General features: G+C 64.8%; 20 protein-coding genes and 1 riboswitch. Of the genes, 12 read left to right on the top strand and 8 right to left on the bottom strand.

All coding sequences use genetic code 11. The features are described 5' to 3' along the window. Positions 1 to 1062, bottom strand: a complete 1062-nt coding sequence (epd, locus tag PRtIB026_RS05560; protein WP_110734779.1) for an erythrose-4-phosphate dehydrogenase — start codon at positions 1060 to 1062, stop codon at positions 1 to 3. 150 nt (positions 1063 to 1212) lie between these two features. Beyond that, positions 1213 to 3210, bottom strand: a complete 1998-nt coding sequence (tkt, locus tag PRtIB026_RS05555; RefSeq protein ID WP_203648254.1) for a transketolase — start codon at positions 3208 to 3210, stop codon at positions 1213 to 1215. A 326-nt stretch (positions 3211 to 3536) separates the two neighbouring features. On the opposite strand from tkt, the gene PRtIB026_RS05550 reads away from it, so the two are divergent. From PRtIB026_RS05550 to PRtIB026_RS05535, 4 genes are all read left to right on the top strand, one after another. Beyond that, complete coding sequence (locus PRtIB026_RS05550) at positions 3537 to 4529, top strand: ArsR/SmtB family transcription factor (protein ID WP_203648263.1); 993 nt, start codon at positions 3537 to 3539, stop codon at positions 4527 to 4529. A 19-nt stretch (positions 4530 to 4548) separates the two neighbouring features. Beyond that, positions 4549 to 5739, top strand: coding sequence for a methionine adenosyltransferase (metK, locus tag PRtIB026_RS05545; protein ID WP_186715851.1), 1191 nt, complete (start codon positions 4549 to 4551; stop codon positions 5737 to 5739). Positions 5740 to 5884: 145 nt separating this feature from the next. After that, complete coding sequence (ligB, locus tag PRtIB026_RS05540; protein WP_203648265.1) at positions 5885 to 7555, top strand: NAD-dependent DNA ligase LigB; 1671 nt, start codon at positions 5885 to 5887, stop codon at positions 7553 to 7555. Positions 7556 to 7614: 59 nt separating this feature from the next. After that, a complete protein-coding gene (locus tag PRtIB026_RS05535; RefSeq protein WP_203648267.1) occupies positions 7615 to 8010 on the top strand; it encodes a DUF1090 domain-containing protein in 396 nt (131 codons plus the stop codon). Between the two features lie 140 nt (positions 8011 to 8150). On the opposite strand, the gene PRtIB026_RS05530 is transcribed toward PRtIB026_RS05535, so the two are convergent. Then, the gene (locus tag PRtIB026_RS05530; RefSeq protein ID WP_267813670.1) at positions 8151 to 8597 is read right to left on the bottom strand and encodes a c-type cytochrome; all 447 of its coding nucleotides are present in this window, start codon (positions 8595 to 8597) and stop codon (positions 8151 to 8153) included. A 119-nt stretch (positions 8598 to 8716) separates the two neighbouring features. On the opposite strand from PRtIB026_RS05530, the gene PRtIB026_RS05525 reads away from it, so the two are divergent. After that, on the top strand, positions 8717 to 9868 hold the full coding sequence (locus tag PRtIB026_RS05525) for a murein transglycosylase A (protein WP_203648269.1): 1152 nt from the start codon (positions 8717 to 8719) through the stop codon (positions 9866 to 9868). Between the two features lie 139 nt (positions 9869 to 10007). Here PRtIB026_RS05525 and PRtIB026_RS05520 read toward each other — a convergent pair whose 3' ends face one another. Next, positions 10008 to 10394 (bottom strand): MAPEG family protein, encoded by a 387-nt coding sequence (locus PRtIB026_RS05520; protein WP_110734763.1) that lies wholly within the window; start codon positions 10392 to 10394, stop codon positions 10008 to 10010. A 31-nt stretch (positions 10395 to 10425) separates the two neighbouring features. Further along, positions 10426 to 11259, bottom strand: coding sequence for a DMT family transporter (locus tag PRtIB026_RS05515; RefSeq protein WP_203648271.1), 834 nt, complete (start codon positions 11257 to 11259; stop codon positions 10426 to 10428). Positions 11260 to 11470: 211 nt separating this feature from the next. Here PRtIB026_RS05515 and PRtIB026_RS05510 point away from each other — a divergent pair, with 211 nt between their 5' ends. Next, entirely contained in the window at positions 11471 to 12706 is a 1236-nt protein-coding gene (locus tag PRtIB026_RS05510) for a cation:proton antiporter (RefSeq protein ID WP_203648274.1), read from the top strand. Positions 12707 to 12821: 115 nt separating this feature from the next. Here PRtIB026_RS05510 and PRtIB026_RS05505 read toward each other — a convergent pair whose 3' ends face one another. Next, a complete protein-coding gene (locus tag PRtIB026_RS05505) occupies positions 12822 to 13223 on the bottom strand; it encodes an acyl-CoA thioesterase (RefSeq protein WP_186715898.1) in 402 nt (133 codons plus the stop codon). Between the two features lie 336 nt (positions 13224 to 13559). Here PRtIB026_RS05505 and PRtIB026_RS05500 point away from each other — a divergent pair, with 336 nt between their 5' ends. The 6 genes from PRtIB026_RS05500 (at position 13560) to PRtIB026_RS05475 (ending at position 20295) form a co-directional block, all read left to right on the top strand. Next, positions 13560 to 14066 (top strand): inclusion body family protein, encoded by a 507-nt coding sequence (locus PRtIB026_RS05500; RefSeq protein ID WP_203648277.1) that lies wholly within the window; start codon positions 13560 to 13562, stop codon positions 14064 to 14066. An 84-nt stretch (positions 14067 to 14150) separates the two neighbouring features. Continuing rightward, the gene (locus PRtIB026_RS05495; protein ID WP_203648279.1) at positions 14151 to 14660 is read left to right on the top strand and encodes a hypothetical protein; all 510 of its coding nucleotides are present in this window, start codon (positions 14151 to 14153) and stop codon (positions 14658 to 14660) included. Positions 14661 to 14760: 100 nt separating this feature from the next. Beyond that, positions 14761 to 14857, top strand: a riboswitch (S-adenosyl-L-homocysteine riboswitch). Positions 14858 to 14878: 21 nt separating this feature from the next. Continuing rightward, entirely contained in the window at positions 14879 to 16288 is a 1410-nt protein-coding gene (ahcY, locus tag PRtIB026_RS05490; RefSeq protein ID WP_028688336.1) for an adenosylhomocysteinase, read from the top strand. 139 nt (positions 16289 to 16427) lie between these two features. Next, positions 16428 to 17273, top strand: a complete 846-nt coding sequence (gene metF / locus PRtIB026_RS05485) for a methylenetetrahydrofolate reductase [NAD(P)H] (RefSeq protein ID WP_203648281.1) — start codon at positions 16428 to 16430, stop codon at positions 17271 to 17273. 116 nt (positions 17274 to 17389) lie between these two features. Continuing rightward, positions 17390 to 18172 (top strand): substrate-binding periplasmic protein, encoded by a 783-nt coding sequence (locus tag PRtIB026_RS05480; protein WP_203648283.1) that lies wholly within the window; start codon positions 17390 to 17392, stop codon positions 18170 to 18172. A 221-nt stretch (positions 18173 to 18393) separates the two neighbouring features. Next, complete coding sequence (locus PRtIB026_RS05475) at positions 18394 to 20295, top strand: DEAD/DEAH box helicase (protein WP_203648285.1); 1902 nt, start codon at positions 18394 to 18396, stop codon at positions 20293 to 20295. Between the two features lie 184 nt (positions 20296 to 20479). Here the strand turns inward: PRtIB026_RS05475 and PRtIB026_RS05470 are convergent, their stop codons facing one another. Continuing rightward, entirely contained in the window at positions 20480 to 21058 is a 579-nt protein-coding gene (locus tag PRtIB026_RS05470) for a YceI family protein (RefSeq protein WP_203648287.1), read from the bottom strand. Positions 21059 to 21092: 34 nt separating this feature from the next. After that, positions 21093 to 21644 carry a cytochrome b gene (locus tag PRtIB026_RS05465; RefSeq protein WP_069016035.1) on the bottom strand — a complete coding sequence of 184 codons (552 nt, stop codon included), beginning with the start codon at positions 21642 to 21644 and terminating at the stop codon, positions 21093 to 21095. Between the last annotated feature and the right edge of the window lie 50 nt (positions 21645 to 21694).

The raw sequence follows: 21694 nt of genomic DNA, 5'->3' as shown, positions 1-21694 counted from the left end.
TCAGGGCTGTTTGCTGCGGGTTGGGTGTACGACGTGCAGATAGTGTTCGGCAACGTCGAGCATACGGTTGGCAAACCCCCATTCGTTGTCGAACCAGGCCAGCAGGTTCACCAGGCGGGGGCCTGAGACACGGGTCTGGCTGGCATCGACGATGGCCGAATGCGGGTCATGGTTGAAATCACAACTGGCGTGGGGCAGCTCGGTGTAGGCCAGCAAGCCTTTCAGCGGGCCGTCCAGGGCGGCCTCGCGCAACACCCGGTTGACTTCCTCGGTGGTGGTATCGCGGGAAGTCTGCAGGGTGATGTCCAGGCACGAGACGTTTACGGTCGGCACGCGTACCGCTTTGGCCTGGATTCGCCCGGCAAGTTCCGGCAGCAGGCGTTCGATACCCCGGGCCAGGCCCGTGGACACCGGAATCACCGACTGGAACGCCGAACGGGTGCGGCGCAGGTCTTCGTGGTGGTAGGCGTCGATCACCGGCTGGTCGTTCATCGCCGAGTGGATGGTGGTGATCTGCACGTACTCGATGCCAAAAGCCTGGTCCAGCACGCGCAACAGCGGCACGCCGCAGTTGGTGGTGCAGGAGGCGTTGGACACCAGCAGTTCGCTGCCGGTCAGGCAATCCTGGTTGACGCCGTAGACCACCGTGGCGTCGATGTCCGCCTCGCTGGCCATGGGCTGGGAAAACAGCACCCGCGGCGCGCCGGCGTCGAGGAAGCGCTGGCCGTCGGCACGGGTGTGGTAGGCACCGGAGCATTCCAGCACCAGGTCGATGTCCAGGGCGGCCCAGTCGATGCCTTCCGGGGTGGCGCTGCGCAGCACTTTCACGCAGTCGCCATTGATATGCAGACAGTCGCCGTCGACCTTCACCTCGCCGGGGAAACGCCCGTGGGTGGAGTCGAAGCGCGTCAGGTATTCCAGGCTGGCCTGGTCGGCCAGGTCGTTCAGCGCGACGATCTCGAAACCGGCCTTCGCCCCCCGCTCGAACAGTGCGCGCAGGACACAGCGGCCGATGCGGCCGTAACCGTTGAGTGCAACTTTGTAGGGACGCGGGTGGGGCATAGGTAGCTCTTGAACTCCGGCGGTTGAACGGGGCCGCTGCGCGGCCCATTCGCGGCACAAGGCCGCTCCTACAGGAAACGGCGTGCGCAATGCCCTGTAGGAGCGGCCTTGTGCCGCGAACGAGGGCCAAAGGCCCTCGCCTTACCTGTATCAGTCTTCCAGCAGCTCTTCGGCGGTGCCCAGGATGTTGTCCAGGGTGAAGCCGAACTCCTCGAACAGCGCGCTGGCCGGGGCCGACTCGCCGTAGGTGGTCATGCCGATCACGCGGCCTTCGAGGCCGACGTACTTGTACCAGAAGTCGGCGTGAGCGGCTTCGATGGCAATACGCGCACCGACTTGCAGCGGCAGTACCGACTGCTTGTAGGCTGCGTCCTGGGCGTCGAACACGCTGGTGCTCGGCATCGACACGACGCGGACCTTGCGGCCTTGCGCGGTCAGCTTGTCGAAGGCCTGGACGGCCAGACCCACTTCGGAGCCGGTGGCGATCAGGATCAGCTCAGGCTCGCCGGCGCAGTCCTTGAGCACGTAACCGCCACGGGCGATATCGGCGATCTGCTGGGCGTCGCGGGTCTGGTGCTGCAGGTTCTGGCGCGAGAAGATCAGCGCCGACGGGCCGTCCTTGCGCTCCAGGGCGGCTTTCCAGGACACGGCGGATTCCACCGCGTCGGCCGGACGCCAAGTGTCCAGGTTCGGCGTGCTGCGCAGGCTGGTCAGCTGCTCGATTGGCTGGTGGGTCGGACCGTCTTCGCCCAGGCCGATGGAGTCGTGGGTGTAGACGTGGATCACGCGCTGCTTCATCAGCGCCGACATGCGCACGGCGTTGCGGGCGTATTCCATGAACATCAGGAAGGTGGCGCCGTAAGGCACCAGGCCGCCGTGCAGGGCGACGCCGTTCATGATGGCGGTCATGCCGAACTCGCGCACGCCGTAGAACACGTAGTTGCCGCTGGCATCGTTAGCTTCGACGCCCTTGCAGCCTTTCCACAGGGTCAGGTTGGAGCCGGCGAGGTCGGCGGAGCCGCCAAGGAACTCGGGCAGCAGCGGACCGAAAGCGTTCAGGGTGTTCTGGCTGGCCTTACGGCTGGCGATGGTCTCGCCCTTTGCAGCAACTTCGTTGATGTAGGCCTGGGCCTTCCCGGAGAAGTCGGCCGGCAGGTCGCCGGCGGCGCGGCGCTTGAACTCGGCAGCCAGCTCAGGATAGGCCTTGGCGTAGGCGTCGAAGCGCTGGTTCCACTCGGCTTCGACCTTGGCGCCAGCTTCCTTGGCATCCCACTCGGCCTTGATGTCGGCCGGGATTTCGAACGGGCCGTGGTTCCAGTTCAGTTCCTTGCGGGCCAGGGCGATTTCGTCGTTGCCCAGCGGTGCGCCGTGGCAGTCTTCCTTGCCCTGCTTGTTCGGCGAGCCGAAGCCGATGATGGTCTTGCAGCAGATCAGGGTCGGACGGTCGCTCTTGCGCGCGGTCTCGATGGCGGTCTTGATCTCGTCGGCGTCGTGGCCGTTGACGTTGCGGATCACCAGCCAGTTGTAGGCTTCGAAGCGCGCCGGGGTGTTGTCGGTAAACCAGCCGTGGACTTCGCCGTCGATGGAGATGCCGTTGTCGTCGTAGAAGGCGACCAGCTTGTTCAGGCCCAGGGTGCCGGCCAGCGAGGCGACTTCATGGGAGATGCCTTCCATCATGCAGCCGTCGCCGAGGAACACGTAGGTGTTGTGGTCGACGATGTTGTGGCCTTCACGGTTGAACTGGGCACCCAGCACTTTTTCCGCCAGGGCGAAGCCCACGGCGTTGGCCAGGCCCTGGCCCAGCGGGCCGGTGGTGGTCTCGACGCCCGGGGTGTAACCGAACTCCGGGTGGCCCGGGGTGCGGCTGTGCAGCTGGCGGAAGGCCTTGAGGTCGTCGATGGTGACGTCGTAGCCGGTCAGGTGCAGCAGCGAGTAGATCAGCATCGAGCCGTGGCCGTTGGACAGCACGAAGCGGTCGCGGTCGGCGAAGCTTGGGTTGCTCGGGTTGTGCTTCAGGTAGTCGCGCCAAAGCACTTCGGCGATATCCGCCATACCCATGGGGGCACCTGGGTGGCCGCTGTTGGCCTTTTGCACGGCATCCATGCTGAGGGCACGAATGGCGTTGGCACGTTCACGACGGCTGGGCATCGCTGAGTCTCCTGGGGCTTGAAATAGGTGGTGAAGCGAAAAAAGGCGGCCATTTTCGCCCACAGGGGGGCCCGGGGGCAATGACGTATGGTCGCAGTCGGGTTTTTTTCCTGTGTTTGTTCGGCAATTTGGGTGAAAACAGCGGGATTGCCGTCGACTTCTTCGCGGGTAAACCCGCTCCCACAGGTCTGCGCGATCTCTGTGGGAGCGGGTTTACCCGCGAAGAGGCCCGCACAGGCGAACCGACCCTCCGCCCATCGACCAATATCAAAACTTTTTGATATTGGTCTTGCTAGGGTAACGATGCCTGTCTAGACTCCCGCCCCATGAACCTCAATGCGCCCATCACCCCACAACGCAGCGACGAGCTGGCCGCCCTGTGCAAGGCCGGCGGCGACCCCCTGCGCCTGAACGTGCTGCGCGCATTGGCCAATGATTCGTTCGGCGTGCTGGAGCTGGCGCAGATCTTCGACATCGGTCAGTCGGGCATGAGCCATCACCTGAAGGTGCTGGCCCAGGCCGAGCTGGTGGCGACCCGCCGCGAAGGCAACGCGATCTTCTACCGCCGCGCCCTGCCCGACAGCCAGCGCCTGGGCGGCCGTCTGCATTCGGCGCTGCTCGAGGAGGTCGACGACCTCGCCCTGCCTCAAGCAGTGCAGGCTCGCATCGCCCAGGTCCAGCAGCGTCGCGCCGCCACCAGCCAGGATTTTTTCCTGCGCGTGGAAGAGAAGTTCCGCGCCCAGCAGGACCTGATCGCCGGCCTGCCGCAGTACCGCGAAAGCCTGCTGGCACTGCTCGACAAGCTGAGCTTCGACGCGGGCGCCAGCGCCCTGGAGGTCGGCCCCGGCGACGGCGGTTTCCTGCCCGACCTGGCCAGGCGCTTCGAGCAGGTCACGGCCATGGACAACAGCCCGACCATGCTCGAGCTGGCCCGCCAGGTCTGCGAGCGCAACGAATTGAGTAACGTAAACCTGCAGTTGGCCGATGCACTGGGTGCAACGGATGTGGAAGCCGACTGCGTTGTGCTGAACATGGTCCTGCACCATTTCAGCGACCCGGCCCAGGCCCTGCGCCTGCTGGCCAGACGGGTGAAGGCGGGCGGCAGCCTGCTGGTCACCGAGCTGTGCAGCCATGACCAGGGGTGGGCCCGCGAAGCCTGCGGCGACCTGTGGCTTGGCTTCGAGCAGGACGACCTGGCCCGTTGGGCCAACGCGGCAGGGCTGGCCCCCGGGGACAGCCTCTACGTGGGCTTGCGTAACGGTTTCCAGATCCAGGTCCGGCACTTCCAGCGGACCACTGGCGACATACAACATCGGTAAATTTCAGGAACCCATCGAGATGAGCGAATACTCCCTTTTCACTTCCGAGTCCGTGTCCGAAGGGCATCCGGACAAGATCGCCGACCAGATCTCCGACGCGGTGCTGGACGCCATCATCGCCCAGGACAAGTACGCCCGCGTGGCCTGCGAGACCCTGGTCAAGACTGGTGTCGCCATCATCGCCGGTGAAGTCACCACCTCGGCCTGGGTCGACCTGGAAGAGCTGGTGCGTAAAGTGATCATCGACATCGGCTACAACAGCTCCGACGTCGGCTTCGACGGTGCCACCTGCGCCGTGATGAACATCATCGGCAAGCAGTCGGTGGATATCGCCCAGGGTGTCGATCGCTCGCGCCCTGAAGACCAGGGTGCCGGCGATCAGGGCCTGATGTTCGGCTACGCCAGCAACGAGACCGACGTGCTGATGCCGGCGCCGATCTGCTTCTCGCACCGTCTGGTCGAGCGCCAGGCCGAAGCGCGCAAGTCCAAGCTGCTGCCATGGCTGCGCCCGGACGCCAAGTCTCAGGTCACCTGCCGCTACGAAAACGGCAAGGTAGTCGGTATCGATGCCGTGGTGCTGTCGACCCAGCACAACCCTGAGGTTTCGCAGAAAGACCTGCAGGAAGCGGTGATGGAGCTGATCGTCAAGCACACCCTGCCGGCCGAGCTGCTGCACAAGGACACTCAGTACCACATCAACCCGACCGGCAACTTCATCATCGGTGGCCCGGTGGGCGACTGCGGCCTGACCGGCCGCAAGATCATCGTCGACAGCTACGGCGGCATGGCCCGCCACGGCGGTGGCGCGTTCTCCGGCAAGGACCCGTCCAAGGTCGACCGTTCCGCCGCCTACGCCGGCCGCTACGTGGCCAAGAACATCGTTGCCGCGGGCCTCGCCGAGCGCTGTGAGATCCAGGTGTCCTATGCCATCGGCGTAGCCCAGCCGACCTCCATCTCGATCAACACCTTCGGTACCGGCAAGGTCTCCGACGACAAGATCGTGCAGCTGGTGCGCGAGTGCTTCGACCTGCGTCCGTACGCCATCACCACCATGCTCGACCTGCTGCATCCGATGTACCAGGAAACCGCCGCCTACGGTCACTTCGGCCGTACGCCGCAGCAGAAGACCGTCGGCGACGACACCTTCACCACCTTCACCTGGGAGCGCACCGACCGCGCCGCCGCCCTGCGCGACGCCGCTGGCCTGTAAGCCTCCTACAGCAGTACCGGAAAGCCCCTGCCGAGTGATCGGCAGGGGCTTTTTTGTGACATATGGGCTGACAAATGCCCACCGTCGCCCACGCCGTCACCCGCCTAGGCTGAGAACTCCTTCCCGCCTTGCAAGGATGCCGGCCATGCCATTACTGCTGATAGTCGTAGCGCTGCTGTTGCACCACCCCGTTGTCCTGGCGGGTGTGTGCCCGGCCTGGGACTCGGCGCAGGCCGAGGCCGAGGTCGCCCGGCTGCGCGCCACCCTCGCGCACTGGGACGACCAGTACCATCGCCAGGGTATCGCCCTGGTGGCCGACGAACTCTACGATCAAAGCCGCCAGCACCTGCTGGAGCTTCAAGCCTGCTTTGGTCTTTCCCACGACGACGCTCCGCTGGCGAGTGCCCGCGGCACTATCCCCCATCCGATCCCCCACACCGGTGTCGACAAGCTTGCCGACGAGCAGGCCGTAGCCCGCTGGCTGCTGGGCAAACGCGACATCTGGATGCAGCCGAAGGTCGACGGCGTCGCGGTATCACTGATCTACCGCCAGGGCCAACTGACAGGCCTGCTCAGCCGTGGCGACGGCACACTAGGGCACGACTGGAGCCGGCACATCCCGGCGCTGAGCGGTATCGTGCGGCAACTTTCCCAACCTTTGGACAGTGTGTTCCAGGGTGAGCTGTACTGGCGCCTGGACCACCACGTGCAAGCAGAAGCAGGCAGCGCCAACGCCCGCGGCTCCGTCGCCGGGCTGCTGGCACGCAAGCGGATGACCGAGGAACAAGGCGCGGGCATCGGCCTGTTCGTCTGGGACTGGCCGCACGGCCCGGACAACCAGGCCGAACGCCTGGCGCAGCTGACAGCGCTTGGTTTTCCGGACAGTCAACGCCTGAGCGTGGCCATCGAGGATGTCGCCGAGGTCGCGCACTGGCGTCAGCACTGGTACCGCTCGCCCCTGCCCTTCGCCAGCGATGGCGTGATCCTGCGCCAGGACAGCCGCCCCGCAGCACAGCGCTGGCGCGCCCAGGCGCCCTACTGGATCGCTGCCTGGAAATACCCGTTCGCCCAGGCGCTGGCGCAGGTCAGGGAGGTGCAGTTCCGAATCGGCCGTACCGGGCGCATCACACCCTTGCTGCTGTTGCAGCCGCTGACCCTGGACGATCGCCGGATCAGCCAGCTCAGCCTTGGCTCGCTGGCGCGCTGGAGGCAGCTGGACGTCCGGCCCGGTGACCAGATCGCGGTCAGCCTGGCCGGCATGACCATCCCACGCCTGGAAAGCGTGGTGCATCGCGCCGCCCGGCGTCCCGAGGTTCAGGCTCCGGATCCGTCTGTTTATAACGCCTTCAGTTGCTGGCAGGTCGACGATGGCTGCCAGCAGCAGTTCCTTGCCCGCCTGGCCTGGCTGGGCGGCAAGCAGGGACTGGACCTGCCGGGCCTGGGGACCGAAACCTGGAAACGTCTTGTCGAAAGTGGCCATATCGTGCAGTTGACCGATTGGCTGAACCTCGATCAGAAACAGCTGCTCGAGGTACCCGGGATCGCCCAGGCACGGGCCAGGCAATTGCAGACTGCTTTCTCTCAGGCCCGCCAGCAGCCGTTCAAACGCTGGCTGCGAGGCCTCGGCGTACCCGCACCGTCCAGCCTGCAAATGGGCCCCGACTGGCACACACTGGCATCCAGAAACATCGAGCAATGGCTTGCCGAACCTGGCGTCGGACCTGGTCGAGCAGAGCAATTGCAGGCTTTTTTCGCCCACGAGCGGGTTCAGGAGCTGGCCCGAAACCTGCGCACCCATGCAATCGAGGGTTTCTAATTTGCGCGGATCAGGGCAGCATTTCGTTTTCTGCTGCCCAGCCTCGAATGGAGCCCTCGATGAAACTGCTTTCGTCCCTCGCCCTGTCTACCCTGCTCGGTTTCGCCGCCAGCCCGCTGCTGGCCGCCGCAGAGCAGCCGGGCCTGACCGGTTGCGCGGCCAAGCGCCAGGCCATCAGCGAACAGATCGAACAAGCCCGCGCCCATGGCAACAGCGACCAGCAGGCGGGGCTGGAAAAAGCCTTGAGCGAAGTCACCGAACACTGCACCGATGCCGGCCTGCGCAAGGAGCGCGAGCAGAAGGTGCTCGACGCTCGCCATGAAGTGAACCAGCGCACCAAGGACCTGGACAAGGCCATGAAGAAGGGCGACGCGGAGAAGATCAACAAGCGCAAGGACAAGCTGGCCGAGGCGAAGAAGGAGCTGCAGGAGGCCGTGGACGAGCTCGAACGCTAGTCGACCGGTCTTATGTGTACGAACCGTGGGAGCGGGCTTGCCCCGCGATGACGTCAGCCCAGGCAACGTCACTGGCCGATCCGGCGCCATCGTGGGGCAAGCCCGCTCCCACGAGCCCGCACCCACAACGGCCCACTCGCTCAGTGATTGCGAAACTCGCTATGACAGGCCTTGCACGCCGCCTCGACCTTGTCCATCGGCGCCTTCACCTGCGCCACGTCCAGCGGCTGGGCACGGGTCACCGCGACCAGTTCGCCAGTGACGCCCTCCAGTTGCCGGGCCAGGTCCTGGAACCGCGCCTGGCGCTGCCAGACCTCGGCCCGCGCGCTGCTGTCACCCTCATCGCGCACCTGCGGGAAGTGCTGCCACGGCGCGTGGGCCAGGCTGTCCAGCTTCGCCGCGCCATCGGCGAACTTCACGCCGTCGAAGGGCAAGCGCCCGCGCAGCATGCCCCCCATGTCTTCGCTGGTCTTGAGCATCTGCTTGAAGATCGTCTTGCGCTGGCCCAGCGGCGAGTTGGGATCAACGCCGTCACAGGCACTCAGGGCAAGGGCGGCAAGCAGTACTACGGTCAATCGCTTGAACATCACGGTCTCTTCGGCCAGGAAAACGGGCGGCCAGTATCACCGCCTCGCGGGCAAAGACCAATAGCCACACAGAAAACAGGGGCGAATCTTCACGCTTTGCCCCACACAGGACCGACAACATGAAATCTGCATTGCGCCATCTCGCCTGGGCACTGCCTGCCCTGGCGCTCCTGGCCGGCTGCAACGGCGGCGAAAGCGCCAAGCCCGAACCCCACGCCATCGCCACCTACGTGCCCGCCAACTTCAAGGACCTGCCCCAGGTCAGCGACGACGACCTGCTGGCCGGCTTCTACGCCTGGCGCAGCGGTTGCGAGAAGCTCAGGCGCGACCCGGTGTGGGCCGCCACCTGTGAGGCAGCGGGCTCGGCCACGGCCAATGCCACCCAGGTGCGCACCTTCCTCGAACAGAATCTACAGGTCTATGGCCTGCGTTCGGCGCAGAACAGCGCCAACGGCCTGATCACCGGCTATTACGAGCCGGTCTACCCCGGCAGCCTGGCCCGCACCGACAGTGCGCAGGTCCCGGTGTATGGCGTACCGGAGGACATGATCGTGGTCGACCTGGCCGGCGTGTACCCCGAGCTAAAGGGCAAACGCCTGCGCGGGCGCCTCGACGGGCGGGTGCTCAAGCCCTACGACACCGCCGAGGTGATCAACCGCGACGGTGCCAAGGCGCCGGTACTGGCCTGGCTGACCGACCCGATGGACCTGCAGTTCCTGCAGATACAGGGCTCGGGCCGTATCCAGCTGGAGAACGGCCGCCAGTTGCGCCTGGGCTACGCCGACCAGAACGGCCACCCGTACCGGCCGATCGGCCGCTGGCTGGTTGAGCAGGGGCAGTTGCCGAAGGAAGAGGTGACCATGGGCAGCATCCACGCCTGGGCCCAGGCCAACCCGCAGCGTGTGCCCGAGCTGCTGGCCAGCAACCCGAGCTACGTGTTCTTCAGCACCCGCCCGGACAGCAACGAGGGGCCGCGCGGATCGCTCAACGTGCCGCTCACCGCAGGCTACAGCGTGGCGATCGACCGCAAGGTAATCCCCCTGGGCAGCCTGCTCTGGCTGTCCACCACCCGCCCGGACGGCAGCCCGGTGGTGCGCCCGGTCGGCGCCCAGGACACCGGCGGCGCCATCACCGGCGAAGTGCGCGCGGACCTGTTCTGGGGCACCGGCCCCGAGGCCGGCGAACTGGCGGGGAACATGAAGCAGCAAGGGCAGATCTGGATGCTGTGGCCCAAGGGGCAGCCTTTGCCAGAAGTACCAAAGGTTCCTTGATGGCTGCATGCGCCCTGTAGGAGCGGCCTTGTGCCGCGAAAGGGGCGCGCTACAGACATCGCAGGGCCCGCTTCGCGGGCCTTTCGCGGCACAAGGCCGCTCCTACAACGATCAGCGCAGACCGGCAGATTTTCTCAAGTCAGATGGACACCACGAAGAACGCCACGATCAGCGCCATCCCGACGAACCACACCAGCGAGCGCAACACTGCCCAGTCGGCCAGATAGCAGATGATGTAAAGCAAGCGGCTGGTGATGTACACCACCCCAAGCACATCCTGGGTCACCTGCTCGGCATTGCCGACGATGTCGGCCACCAGAACCGCCGCGGCAAACGCGGGAAACGCCTCGTAGCCATTCAATTGGGCAGCATGGGCACGCCGTGGCAGCCCTTCGAGCTTGTCCAGGAACGCACGCGGGTCGTGATTGGCGCGCAGGCCAAAGTACCCGCTGCTGAGCTTGGCGATCAATGCGCACAGCGGCGGCAGGACCAGCGCGACGAGAATGCACCACAGGGCAACGGTCATCTACAGGACTCCTTGTTCACAGAGGATCGGTTCACAGTTTCATCACCAGCATGCCGGCCAGGACCAGCCCGCAAGCTAGGAGTCTCGGCCCGCCAAAAGGTTCTTTGAGGTAGCGCATGCCCATCAGCACCACGAGGATCACGCTAAGCTCACGCAGCGCCGCCGCCTCGGCGACCGACCCCAGGTGCATGGCCCACAGCACCAGAGCGTAGCTCAGCAGCACGCACAGCCCCACCGCCAGCCCCAACCGCCACTGGGTGCGCCAGAACAGCGCGAACTGCGGCCTGCGGGCAACGCCGGCCAGCAGTGGGAACGGCCAGGCACTGAGCAGGGTCAGCCATACCAGGTAGTCCATGGGCTTGCCCCACAGGCGAACAGCTTGGCCATCGAACCAGGTGTAGCAACCGATGCACAGGCCAATCAGCGCCACCACCGGCAGCATCGACCAGGGCAGGCGATCACCGCCACCACCCTGCCACAGCAGGCAGGCCATACCGCAGGGGATCAGGAGGATGCCGATGATCTGCTGCTGGCTGAGCGACTCGCCGGCGAAAGCCAGGGTCAAGCCCAGGACCACCAACGGCGACAGGCCACGCATCAGCGGATAGACCAGGCCCAGGTCGCCGACCCGATAGGCCTTGATCAGCAGGTAACGGTAGAGCTGCTCGGCCAGTGCCGATGCCAGCAGCCAGGGCCAGATGCCAGTCGGGGGAAACTCGACGAACGCCACCGCCAGAACGGCGAAGACCAGTGCCACAAGGTCCATGCTGGCGATCACCAGCAGGCGTTCGGCGCTGAATTTGATCAGGGTGTTCCAGGTCGCGTGGAGCAGGGCTGCGACCAGTACCAGGGAGGTTGCCAACACGCGGGATTCCTTGCGCAAAGACCAGGCGACACCTCGCACTATAACGGTTTGCTGTTGCTGGTAGGCATCGTGGGAGCGCCTGCCGCCCGACTTGAGGAACGATTCCGACAAAACCGGTCATAAGGTGTGTCCCGAACCCCGCGCCAGGTCATCAAAGAACTGCCCGAGCCACTCGGGAAACGACTTGGAAGCCACTGTTACAGGATTCGGGATGCTTGAATTAGTTGCCGCGTTTATCTGCCTCACCACCCTCCTCACCTATGTGAACTACCGCTTCATCGGCCTGCCGCCGGCCATCGGCGTGATGGTCACCGCACTGCTGTTCTCCCTGATGCTGCAGGTCCTGAGCCTGATCGGCTTTCCTGGCCTGGAAGAGCGCGTCGAAGGCCTGATGAACCAGATCGACTTCAATGACCTGCTGATGCACTGGATGCTGTCGTTCCTGCTGTTCGCCGGCGCCCTGCACGTCAACCTCGCCGACCTGCGCAGCTACCGCTGGCCGATCGGACTCTTGGCCACGATCGGCGTGCTGATCGCCACCGTGGTGATCGGCTACCTGGCGCACTGGGTGTTCGCCCTGTTCGGCTGGAACGTGCCGCTGATCTACTGCCTGCTGTTCGGCGCGCTGATCTCGCCGACCGACCCGATCGCCGTGCTCGGCGCGTTGCGTACCGCCAACGCCTCCAAGCCGCTGAAGACCACCATTGTCGGCGAGTCGCTGTTCAACGACGGCACCGCGGTGGTGGTGTTCACCGTGCTGCTAGGCATCATCCAGCTGGGCGAGACGCCGAGCGTGTCCGACACCGCCCTGCTGTTCGCCCGCGAAGCCATCGGCGGGGTGGTGTTCGGCGGGGTGATCGGCTACGCGACCTACCGCATGATCAAGAGCGTCGAGCAGTACCAGGTCGAGGTCATGCTGACCCTGGCGCTGGTGATCGGCGGCTCGGCCATGTGCTACGAGCTGCACGTCTCGGCGCCGATCGCCATGGTGGTGGCCGGCCTGATCATCGGCAACCTGGGGCGCAACCTGGCGATGAACGACATGACCCGCCGCTACATGGACGGTTTCTGGGAACTGATCGACGACATGCTCAACGCCCTTCTGTTCGCCCTGATCGGCCTGGAGCTGTTGCTGCTGCCGTTCAACTGGCTGCACCTGGCGGCCGGTGGCGTGCTGGCGGTAGCGGTGCTGGCCTCGCGCCTGCTGACCGTGGCGCCGGCCATCGTGTTGCTGCGCCGCTGGCGGACCGTGCCGCAAGGCACCATCCGCGTGCTGACCTGGGGTGGCCTGCGTGGTGGCGTGTCGGTGGCCCTGGCGCTGTCGCTGCCACAGGGTGATGAGCGTGACCTGCTGCTGTCGATCACCTACATCGTGGTGCTGTCGTCGATCCTGGTGCAGGGTCTGACGGTCGGCAAGGTGGTACGCAAGGTCAGCACACAGCCTTGAAAAGGCCGGGACCGCTTTGCGGCCCTTCGCGGCACAAGGCCGCTCCTACAGGGGATTGCGTTCTTCTGTAGGAGCGGCCTTGTGCCGCGAAGGGCTGCAGAGCAGCCCCCGAGAATTACTCCACGGCGCTGTCCGGGAACTGATCCTGGATGTACTTGATCTCGGTACGCCCGTGCGGCGCCGGCTGGCCATCCTCGCCCAGGTTGACGAAGACCATCTTGTCTACGGTCAGGATCGCCCTGCGAGTGATCTTGTTGCGCACTTCGCACTTGAGGGTGATCGAGGTGCGGCCGAACTCGGTGGCGGTGATGCCCAGCTCGATGATGTCGCCCTGGCGCGAGGCGCTGACGAAGTTGATCTCGGAAATGTACTTGGTCACCACACGCTGGTTGCCCAGCTGGACGATGGCGTAGATTGCCGCCTCCTCGTCGATCCAGCGCAGCAGGCTGCCACCGAACAGGGTGCCGTTGGGGTTGAGGTCTTCGGGTTTTACCCATTTGCGGGTGTGAAAGTTCATCTGTACTCCTGGCCTGCGGCCTCATGAACATCGAGCGGCGAACGGCGGATCAGCCGTCCGACCACGTCCTACATGGTAGCCCCATTGATTTGCGTCAACCATGTCCACGCCCTACGACCATTGGTCAGTATCCGCGCAACGCGGTTTGACACCCACCCCCACGGATCTAGCCTGACCCTGTGATCCGCAGATCACTCCAGGTGGTCGGACAACCGGAACTTGGCATACGGCGCGGCAGAACCGGCATTCGCAGGAAGCGAGGCTCCGGGCAGTGCCAGTGGAGAGCGACTGAGGCTCACCATTGACCTACTCGAAATCAGTGAAAAGGAATCCACTATGTCCAGAGTCATCGATGTCAGCATCAACTTCGACACCGAAACCATCCTCAAGAAGTTTCCCAACGCGAGCAAGGACCCGAACAAACCTACCTTCATCCCGCCGGAACACATCTACATGGTCACCTATCAGGACAATGTAATCGCCGGCCAGGCCGGGGGTGAACTGCACCTCAAAGGCCGTGTTGGCGATGTGGTCCGCTGGCGCGAACAGAGCATCTCGTTCGGCTTCGAGCAATCGGTGATCCTCTACGGATTCGTATCTGACGATCCGAGCCACCAACTGCTGGAGGATCCGCGCGCACTCAAGGCCAAGGTGCAGACTGCAGTACCGAACGCCAACAACAAGACCGTGCCAACCTGCCAGGTCAACGACAACTACTACTGGCGCGGTGACCTGCTCGCGCAAGGCAAGGTCACCTACCACTTCAAGTTCATGATCGTCGACCGTGACTGCAAGTGCTGTGGTTACTTCGAATGGGATCCGTTCATCACCATCACCAACTGACCCACGCCGCGCACCGCCGAGCCTTGGCTCGGCGGTGCGCGCCTGTACCCGGCCCCTTATTGGTGCTCAAGGAAGGAGCGCATCATGATCACGGAGAACCCCGCCCATCACGCTCTGATAATCGTCGATACTCAGGGCCTGCTCGCAGCCTTCGAGCAACTACCCAACGACCCTGCCTCCCCGGCCGAACTCAATCCCCGCCATTTTTATACCCTGCACTCGCGCCCGGCCACGGGCGAAACGCTGCTTCTCGATACACCGGAGTTGGTCGTCGCAGCCGGGGACACCCTGCTCCTGCACATGACCCCAGTGGCGCTGCTCGGCGAGGAGATGCTGTTCAGCCACAGTCCTGCCAGCGAACCGCCGCTGGACATCGAGTTGATCGAACAGCGCAACCTGCGCCTCGCCCTTCCCGATGCCTCGGCGCCGCTGCAGCCGGCGAGTCGCGAGGTCGACACCTACCACTGGCGTATCCGCTGCGATCAGCCGGGCGAGTTCAAGCTGGCCTGGCAACTGATGGTGCTGGCACAGGACTGCGAGCCCCTGGCCCACTTCAACCTGCGCCTTGCATTGCGGACAAACGGCCGCCCCTAGTGAGTCCGTCTTTAGTGTTTAGCCCTTGGGATGCATCGAAAGCCCCGCTATAATCGCCCGGCACTTTCGACGGTGGCCCTGCGGCCACCGTTCCCGCCACCCATCCGAGGGGCGCTGCAGCAGGCTCGGCCTGTCAGGCTCGGTTGGGGCGTTGTCCGCGCAAGCGGACGCTCAACGCACAACGGCGCCCATTCGCACACTACGAATGGAGGCTCTCAATGAGCGCTGTAAACACGCCTGCTGGTTTTTCCGACTTCAAGGTCGCCGACATCTCCCTGGCCGACTGGGGCCGCAAGGAAGTCATCATCGCCGAATCGGAAATGCCGGCACTGATGGGCCTGCGCCGCAAGTACCAAGCCGAGCAACCGCTCAAGGGCGCGAAGATCATCGGCTGCATCCACATGACCATCCAGACCGCCGTGCTGATCGAGACCCTGGTCGCCCTGGGCGCCGAAGTGCGCTGGTCGTCGTGCAACATCTTCTCCACCCAGGACCAGGCCGCCGCCGCCATCGCCGCCGCCGGCATCCCGGTGTTCGCCTGGAAAGGTGAAACCGAGCAAGAGTACGAGTGGTGCATCGAGCAGACCATCCTGAAAGACGGTCAGCCATGGGACGCCAACATGGTCCTGGACGACGGCGGTGACCTGACCGAAATCCTGCACAAGAAATACCCGGCCATGCTGGACAAGATCCACGGCGTGACCGAAGAGACCACCACCGGCGTGCACCGCCTGCTCGACATGCTGGCCAAAGGCGAGCTGAAAGTCCCGGCGATCAACGTCAACGACTCGGTCACCAAGAGCAAGAACGACAACAAGTACGGCTGCCGTCACAGCCTGAACGACGCCATCAAGCGCGGTACCGACCACCTGCTGTCGGGCAAGCAGGCTTTGGTGATCGGCTACGGCGACGTGGGCAAGGGCTCGGCCCAGTCCCTGCGTCAGGAAGGCATGATCGTCAAGGTCACCGAAGTCGACCCGATCTGCGCCATGCAAGCGTGCATGGACGGCTTCGAAGTCGTCTCGCCGTTCAAGGACGGCATCAACACCGGTACCGAAGCCGGCATCAACAAGGACCTGCTGGGCCGCATCGACCTGATCGTCACCACCACCGGTAACGTCAACGTCTGCGACGCCAACATGCTCAAGGCCCTGAAGAAGCGCGCCGTGGTCTGCAACATCGGCCACTTCGACAACGAGATCGACACCGCCTTCATGCGCAAGAACTGGGCATGGGAAGAGGTCAAGCCGCAGGTGCACAAGATCCACCGCACCGGCGCCGGCGTGTTCGATCCGCAGAACGACGACTACCTGATCCTGCTGGCCGAAGGCCGCCTGGTGAACCTGGGCAACGCCACCGGCCACCCAAGCCGCATCATGGACGGCTCGTTCGCCAACCAGGTCCTGGCGCAGATCTTCCTGTTCGAGCAGAAGTTCGCCGAACTGCCAGCCGCCAAGAAGGCCGAGCGCCTGACCGTTGAAGTGCTGCCGAAGAAGCTGGACGAAGAAGTGGCCCTGGAGATGGTCCGCGGCTTCGGCGGCGTGGTCACCCAGCTGACCCCGCAGCAGGCCGAGTACATCGGTGTGACCGTCGAAGGTCCGTTCAAGCCGGACGCCTACCGCTACTAAGCAGCGGCGCCAGCGCCGGGTAATCGCCCTGGCGCTGGCTGGCAACGCGTCGAACCGATGTCCGAGCCAGGCCGGCCCCAACCGTCCTGGCTTTTATTTGCAGGTAGCCGCCCTGGGCGCGCCGCCGAAGGAACGAGAGATGTCACAAGAACGCCGCTACAGTTTCGAGTTCTTCCCCACCAAGACCGATGCCGGCCACGAGAAGCTGATGGGCGTCGCCCGCCAGCTGGCCAGCTACAACCCGGACTTCTTCTCCTGCACCTACGGTGCCGGTGGCTCGACCCGCGACCGCACGCTGAACACCGTGCTGCAGCTGGAAAGCGAAGTGAAGGTCCCGGCCGCCCCGCACCTGTCCTGCGTGGGTGACAGCAAGGACGACCTGCGCGCCCTGCTCGCCGAGTACCAGGCCGCCGGCATCAAGCGCATCGTCGCCCTGCGTGGCGACCTGCCATCCGGCATGGGTGCGGCCAGCGGCGAGCTGCGCTACGCCAGCGACCTGGTCGAGTTCATCCGCCAGGAAACCGGCAACCACTTCCACCTGGAAGTGGCCGCCTATCCTGAGATGCACCCACAGGCGCGTAACTTCGAGGCGGATCTGGCCAACTTCGTGCACAAGGTCAAGGCCGGCGCCGACAGCGCCATCACCCAGTACTTCTTCAACGCCGACAGCTACTTCTACTTCGTCGAGCGTGCGCAGCAGCTGGGCGTGGACATCCCGGTGGTGCCCGGCATCATGCCGATCACCAACTACAGCAAGCTGGCACGTTTCTCCGATGCCTGCGGCGCCGAGATCCCACGCTGGATCCGCAAGCAGCTGGAAGCCTATGCCGACGACACCGCCAGCATCCAGGCCTTCGGCGAGGAAGTGATCACCCGCATGTGCGAACAACTGCTGCAAGGCGGCGCACCGGGCCTGCACTTCTACACGCTCAACCAGGCCGAACCGAGCCTGGCGATCTGGAACAACCTGAAGCTGCCACGCTGATGGTCGTGGACAAGGCTTTGGCGCAGGTCAGAGCCTTGTTCATTCGCGCTTGTACCGCAGGCCCCCGCGACCAGTGCTCACTGGCCTTGCACGGGCTCGCAGCGTACTCTCCCGCCATGCGCACGCTCATTCTCCCTCTCCTGCTGTTGCTGCTCGCCGGCCTGAGCCCGCTGGCCCATGCCGAACGCCTGCGCATCGTCAGCGACGACTGGGCGCCATACCTCTACCAGGAAAACGGCCAGCCCAAAGGCATCGACTACGAGGTCACCAACGAGGTGTTCAAGCGCCTGGGCATCGAGGTGCAATGGCAGTTCCTGCCCTGGCGGCGCTGCCTGGCCATGGTCGAGCAGGGCCTGGCGGACGCGGTGATGGATATTTTCCGGGTCGACTCGCGCCAGGGTTACCTGGTCTACCCGGACGAGCCCATGTCAGAGGTCGAGTTCGTCCTCTACCAGGCCCGCTCGCGCCCCCATCCGGTCGAGCGCCTCGAAGACCTGGCCGGGCTGACCGTGGGTACCTCGCCAGGCTACGTCTACGACGGCGTTTTCGCCGAATCGCCGCTGTTCCGTCGGGAGCCGGCGCCCAGCCACGAGGCCAACTTCGGCAAGCTGGCGCTCGGGCGCATCGACCTGCTGGTGACCGACCGCCGGGTGGGTGACTATGTCAGCCGCCAGCTGGGCCTGGAGCAGACCGTCGAGGCGCTGCCCCTGGTGATCAGCCGCCGTCCGCAGTACCTGGGGCTCGCCCGCAAACCCGGGCGCGAGCAGCTGGCACAGGCGTTCAGTGATGAACTGCGACGCTTCAAGCAGGAGCCGGCCTACGCGGCGATCAACGCCCGCTACCTGGGCAATCGCGATTTTCCTTTCGCCGTTGAGCAGCAGGAACGCAGCACACCCTGATTGCTCTGTTATACTCGGGCCTTCCCGCCAGGCTCACGCCCGGACGCTCGGCCTCGCAACAGGCATCTCGACCCGCAGCAGCGCACCTTGCGCGCCGCCTGCAGGTTCCAGGATGCGCCGTGCACGCCCAGCTGGACCGGACGCGATCGCATCCTTCCGATGCCCGTCGCGCCAGGCAGAACACCCCATCGGGCCCAGCCCCCACGAGAACAGGATTGCCCATGTCCTTTGCTTCCCTCGGTCTCTCCGAGGCTCTTGTCCGCGCTATCGAGGCAGCGGGCTATACCCAGCCCACTCCGGTGCAACAGCGGGCCATTCCCGCCGTGTTGCAAGGTCGCGATCTTATGGTCGCCGCCCAGACAGGTACTGGTAAAACCGGCGGCTTCGCGCTCCCCATCCTCGAGCGCCTGTTCCCGGGTGGCCACCCCGACAAATCGCAACGCCACGGCCCGCGCCAGCCGCGCGTCCTGGTGCTGACCCCGACCCGCGAGCTGGCCGCCCAGGTGCATGACAGCTTCAAGGTCTATGCCCGCGACCTGAACTTCATCAGCGCCTGCATCTTCGGCGGTGTCGGCATGAACCCGCAGGTCCAGGCCATGGCCAAGGGCGTCGACGTCCTGGTCGCCTGCCCGGGTCGTTTGCTCGACCTGGCCGGCCAGGGCAGCGTCGACCTCTCGCGGGTCGAGATCCTGGTGCTGGACGAAGCCGACCGCATGCTCGACATGGGCTTCATCCACGACGTCAAGAAAGTGCTGGCACGCCTGCCGGCCAAGCGCCAGAACCTGCTGTTCTCGGCGACCTTCTCCAAGGACATCACCGACCTCGCCGACAAGCTGCTGCACAACCCCGAGCGCATCGAGGTCACGCCGCCGAACACCACCGTCGAGCGCATCGAGCAGCGCGTCTACCGCCTGCCGGCCAGCCACAAGCGTGCCCTGCTGGCGCACCTGATCACCCTGGGTGCCTGGGAGCAGGTACTGGTGTTCACCCGCACCAAGCACGGCGCCAACCGCCTGGCCGAGTACCTCGAAAAGCACGGCCTGACCGCTGCGGCGATCCACGGCAACAAGAGCCAGAACGCCCGCACCAAGGCCCTGGCCGACTTCAAGGCCAACACCGTGCGCGTGCTGGTCGCCACCGACATCGCCGCCCGCGGCCTGGACATCGACCAGTTGCCCCACGTGGTCAACTTCGAGCTGCCCAACGTCGAGGAAGACTACGTTCACCGCATCGGCCGCACCGGCCGCGCCGGTCGCTCGGGCGAGGCCATCTCGATGGTCGCCCCGGACGAAGAGAAGCTGCTCAAGAGCATCGAGCGCGTCACCAAGCAGAAGATCCCGGATGGCGACCTGATGGGCTTCGACGCCTCCCAGGTCGAGGCCGAGAAGCCAGAAGTCCGCGAGCGCCAGCAGAACACTGGCCGCGGTGGCCGCAACCAGCAACCTCGCGGCGAAGGCGGCAAGGAAGGCAGTGGCGGGCGCAAGGACAAGGGCAAGGACAAAGGCCGCAACAAGCCTGCGGGCGAGAAGCAGGCCGACAAGGAAAAAGCCGGCGAGAAACAGCAGCAAGGCCAGCAGCAGCGCAAGCCGCGTGACAAGAAACCACGCCAGCAGCAGGATGCCCAAGGCCAGAACACCGCCCCGTCGAAACCCGCTAATCGTGACCCGGAAGAGTTCCTGGACGACGATGTGGATAACTTCGGCAACCGCGCCGACTACGTCAGCCCTTACCAGAATGCCAAGAACCAGGGCCGCAACCGTCGCCCGGGTGGCAATGCCGGACAAGGTCAAGGGCAAGGCCAACGCAGCGGCAGTGGTCAGGCGCAAGGTCAAGGCCGTGGCAATGGCCAACAGCGCCAAGGCCAGGGCTCGGGTGAAAAACGCCCGCGCAACGGTGGTGGCAGCAATGGCGGCGCTCGTCGTGACAACAACGGTGGCCGTAACCGCCGTGACGAATCGGCTCGCCAGGAACCCGCCGTGCGCAACCCGCGCGAGTCGCAGAGTGCGCCTGTGATCATTCGCAAGGAATCCAAGCTCGACCGTTACCCGACGCCCGAGCAACTGGACGACCTGCCGAGCCGCCCACGCGGTGAGCGTCCGGCGCTGCTGACCCGCAAGGGCTGATTGAAACACCGAGGGGCTGCTATGCAGCCCTTTCCGGCCGGTCCGACGCCTCGGCAAGGCCGCTTCTACAGGTACCGCGCTAAGCCAAAGGGCTGCACTGAACCTGTAGGAGCGGCCTTGCCGAGGCGTCGGACCGGCCGGAAAGGGCCGCGTAGCGGCCCCTCGGTCATTCAGCTAACGCTAATTACTTCTGCTTCACACCTTCGACGCTGATATCCAGGTCCAGGGTCTGGGAGGTCGGGCCTGGGCCTTTGATCCCGAAGTCGTTCAGGTTCAGCGTGGTCTTGGCGTTGAAGCCGGCACGCTCGCCACCCCACGGGTCCTTGCCTTCACCGTTGAACACAGCCTTGAAGGTGACCGGCTTGGTCACGCCGTGCAGGGTCAGGTCGCCAGTGACGTCGGCGGTCTTCTCACCGGTCGACTTGACGCTGGTGGAGACGAACTTGGCATCCGGGTACTTCTTCACATCGAGGAAGTCTTTGCTGGCGATGTGCTTGTCACGCTCGGCGTGGTTCGACCACAGGCTGGCGGTCTTCAGGTCGACGCTGATCTTGCTGGCCTCGGGCTTGGCGCTGTCCCAGGTGAAGTTGCCGTCGAAGTCCTTGAAGGTGCCGTGGATGAAGCTGTAGCCCAGGTGGCTGATCTTCCAGTCAACGAACGCGTGCTGGCCTTCCTTGTCGATCTTGTATTCGGCGGCCATGGCCTGGCCGGCGGAGATCAGGGCGGTACCGAGCGCCAGAGCGGCAAAAGTCTTTTTCAACATCCTTACTTCCTTCCTTTGCAATTGAGGTTGAGAGTCAAGCTTTGCGGCCCAGCATGCGGGTCAGGGTCGCGTCACGGTCGATGAAATGGTGCTTGAGTGCCGCCAGGGCATGCAGCACCGCGAAAATCACCAGGCCCCAGGCCAGCCACAGGTGGATCACCCCCGCGGTATCGGCCTGGTCAGGCAGGTCACTGATCAGCGCCGGCACTTCGAACAGGCCGAACACCGGAATGCCGACACCGTCGGCGGTGGAAATCAGGTAGCCGGCGACCATCACCGCGAACAGGCCCAGGTACAGCGCCAGGTGGCCCAGCTTGGCGGCCAGGCGGGTGACCTTGCCATGGTTGGCCGGCGCCGGCGGTGGCGGGCTGATGAAACGCCAGAGTACGCGCAGCAGCATGGCGGCCAGCAGCACCAGGCCGATGCTCTTGTGCAGATCGGGCCCGGTCTTGCGCCAAGGGCTGTAGTAGTCGAGACCGACCATCCACAGGCCCAGGCCGAACAGGCCGAAGACCGCCAGCGCCACGCCCCAGTGCAGGACGATGCTGACCAGGCCATAGCGGGAAGATGAGTTGCGCAGTTGCATGTTGGCGTGTTTCCCCGTGAAAGCTGTGCACAAGACTAGCGCGTAACGCA

The sequence above is a fragment of the Pseudomonas sp. RtIB026 genome (genome assembly GCF_016861355.2).
Lineage (GTDB): Bacteria > Pseudomonadota > Gammaproteobacteria > Pseudomonadales > Pseudomonadaceae > Aquipseudomonas > Aquipseudomonas peradeniyensis.
Note: the sequence above shows the minus strand (reverse complement) of the source record. Positions and strands in the feature narration are given on the sequence as shown.